We start from the raw sequence: 3,095 nt of genomic DNA, 5'->3' as shown, positions 1-3,095 counted from the left end.
CACAAACTGGAGTGTTTCGCGGGCAGTTAAATAGCCATAAAAACTTGGTGACTGAGCCAGGAAACCTACGCGTTCGCGAATCGCTACGCTGTCATTGACAATATTTTTACCGAAAACTGTCCCGACACCACTTGTCGGCTGTACTAGCCCCAGCAGTAGCTTAATTGTGGTACTTTTACCCGCTCCATTAGCACCGAGAAAACCACAGATCGATCCTCTCGGCACTGATAAATTGAGGTTGCTGACAACAGGGCGTTTGCCATAAGATTTGGTGAGATTTTCAGTGGAAATAATTAGCTCGGGCTGTGTCACCATAATTTAATTGGTAATTTAGGTATCGGCGATCGCATCGCCAAGTTTCCACTTACAAATCTTTCGACTGTAAGATCGCTGATTTAGTTGCAACTTTGAGTTCTCACTTCATCTGCCACTGCGCGCACTGCCTTGATGACGACATCCTGTCGATGCTCTGTCAGAGACGCTACGCCAACGAATTGAATTTAGCGACTATCATTGTTAAATGACAATGACATGAGCGAGTGAGATCGTGCTGTTGTGATGAAGGTGTGGACGACACGACAAAAATATCAGTTTTCCACACCTATCAGATTTGATGGAATTGAAAGATGATGGAAACAGCTCAGAAATAGATTCAAGGAAACCGATATGAACTTTTCCATCCAATCGATTTACAACTGGTATCGCGATTTGCTACGTAATCCCAAATATCGATGGTGGGTAGTAGCTGGCTCCCTTCTTTATCTCGTTAGCCCGATCGATATTTCCCCCGATATTTTCCCTGTAATTGGTTGGCTTGACGATGGGATTATCATTTCCTTACTGATTGCCGAAGTTTCCCAAATTGCCAAAGAAAAACTACAAGCCCACAATACTAGAGCTGACAAAGCAACAACATCAACACCAACATCTGTTGAAGACGCTCCAGTTGATGTTAAAGCAGTTCAAGTTGAATAGATACACTAATAGCTAAAGCGACTAGTGATGTGAAAACCCCGACTTTTTTAAAAAGTCGGGGTTTTGGCTTAACCTATGTGGAGACGATCGATGAAGTAATCTTTGAGTTAAATGTGATAATAAGCTGACAGGATTGCGAGCTGGCGATCGAGAAAATTTTAATTTAGTTCGAGAGATAGATCTTCGTGACAGAAAGAGTATTAACAGGTCGTGTCGCTCTAGTTACCGGCGTCAGTCGGCGCAAAGGGATCGGATTTGCGATCGCCCAAAGACTCGCTGCAATGGGTGCCGATGTTTTTATTCATTCCTTCACGCCTTATGATGCCGGTCGAGCGTGGGGAGCCGATGCTGATGGGATTGCTGCCTTAATTGCCACATTAGAAGAATCTGGCACAAAAATCGCTCATGCTGAGGGAGATTTTAGCGATCCTCACGTACCAGCCCAAATTATGGATGCGGCGGTGCAAAGCTTTGGCCATATCGATATTTTGGTGGCGAACCATACCTATAGTACGATGGGCGCGTTAGCAGAACTGACCGCAGCCGAGATCGATCGCCATTTACATGTCAATGTGCGCGGGACATTATTATTGGTGCAAGCATTTGCGGCGCAACATCACAAAAGTTCTGGTCGAGTCGTGTTGCTGACTTCCGGACAACACCTGACGCCAATGCCAGGTGAGCTTGCTTATGTGGCTTCTAAAGGTGCTGTGCAACAACTTACGCTCAGTTTGTCCGCTCATCTAATTTCTAGGGGAATTACCGTTAATACTGTTAATCCTGGAGCGACAGATACCGGCTGGGCGGATGCCGAGCTGCACGAGCTAATTCGTGCCGCCAATCCGCAAGGCAGATGGGGCGAACCAGCAGATGCCGCACGGTTGATTGGATGGTTGGCAACGGATGATGCTCAATGGATTACCGGACAGACGCTAAATTCCAATGGTGGTGGCTATTAAATTAATTGAGAATTGAGAATTGAGAATTGAGAATTGGGTAGTTAGGATGGGGATTTAGCGGAGCCGCAGGATAGTAGATTTTACGCGCCAGTAATTTGGCTCAACAGGTTGGTTTGGGGTTTGGGTTCGGGGGGAATAAAGAGTAAAATTAAGGGGAGCGCGATCTTTTAAGTTTTTAAGATTCATTTATGACAGTCAGTGCAATTACCGAGCAAACTACTTTTGATGCCATTATTATCGGTTCGGGAATTGGCGGATTGGTGACGGCGACGCAATTAGCGGCTAAAGGTGCGAAAGTATTGGTATTGGAGCGATATCTGATTCCAGGCGGGAGTGCGGGTTATTTCGATCGCGAGGGTTATCGATTTGACGTTGGTGCTTCGATGATTTTTGGCTTTGGCAAGCAAGGTACGACCAATTTGTTGACACGCGCGCTAGCTGCGGTGGGCGAGAGGATCGAGACAATTCCCGATCCCGTGCAGGTGCAATATCATTTACCCGATAACTTAGATATTAAGGTTCATCAGGATTACGAAAAGTTTTTGCAAGAACTATTTGCCAAGTTTCCCCATGAAGCTAGGGGGATTAGACGATTTTATGATGAGTGCTGGCAGGTATTTAATTGTCTGAATGCGATGGATTTGTTATCGCTGGAGGAGTTGCGCTATCTCACGCGCGTATTTTTTCAGCATCCAGCCGCCTGTCTGGGTTTGGTTAAGTATTTACCTTTAAATGTCGGCGATATTGCCCGCAAACATATTAAAGATCCAGATGTGCTTAGGTTCATCGATATGGAGTGTTATATTTGGTCGGTGGTACCGGCGGACATGACTCCAATGATTAATGCTGGCATGGTATTTTCCGATCGCCATTACGGTGGTATTAATTATCCCAAAGGTGGTGTCGGTCAAATTGCCCAAAAGTTAGTTTCCGGCTTACAAAAAGCGGGTGGCGAAATTCACTATCAATCGCGGGTGACGAAAATTATCACCGAACGCGGTAAAGCAGTTGGTGTCGAACTAGCAAATGGCAAAACCTATCAGTTTAGAACTTGCTAAAGACATGGAAGATGTAATATCAAGGCTGAATTCTCGTTATCGAAAGTAACCATGTTTTTCTTTGTAAACTGAATTGTTCGCAAATAGGCTAGCAAAATTTAAA

General features: G+C 45.1%; 3 protein-coding genes and 1 pseudogene. 3 read left to right on the top strand and 1 reads right to left on the bottom strand.

Annotated elements, in window-relative coordinates; translation table 11 throughout:
- On the bottom strand, positions 1-315 hold a 315-nt coding region (locus RMO84_RS10415; RefSeq protein WP_310488396.1), incomplete at its 3' end, for an ATP-binding cassette domain-containing protein.
- A gap of 351 nt (positions 316-666) precedes the next feature.
- Here RMO84_RS10415 and RMO84_RS10410 point away from each other — a divergent pair.
- The 3 genes and pseudogenes from RMO84_RS10410 to RMO84_RS10400 all read left to right on the top strand — a co-directional run.
- Entirely contained in the window at positions 667-975 is a 309-nt protein-coding gene (locus tag RMO84_RS10410; RefSeq protein ID WP_310488395.1) for a YkvA family protein, read from the top strand.
- 185 nt (positions 976-1,160) lie between these two features.
- Positions 1,161-1,934: an SDR family oxidoreductase gene (locus tag RMO84_RS10405; protein WP_310488394.1), complete on the top strand. Its 774-nt coding sequence runs from the start codon at positions 1,161-1,163 to the stop codon at positions 1,932-1,934.
- A 188-nt stretch (positions 1,935-2,122) separates the two neighbouring features.
- Positions 2,123-2,974, top strand: a pseudogene (locus RMO84_RS10400) (FAD-dependent oxidoreductase); the annotation flags it as partial.
- Positions 2,975-3,095: the final 121 nt, after the last annotated feature.

Source organism: Chamaesiphon sp. VAR_69_metabat_338 (assembly GCF_031423935.1).
Lineage (GTDB): Bacteria > Cyanobacteriota > Cyanobacteriia > Cyanobacteriales > Chamaesiphonaceae > Chamaesiphon.
This window is presented reverse-complemented; position numbering and strand designations above follow the sequence as displayed.

Coding starts and splice junctions, on each gene's coding strand:
- RMO84_RS10410 (WP_310488395.1), top strand. CDS start 667: ATGAACTTTTCCATCCAATCGATTTACAACTGGTATCGCGATTTGCTA.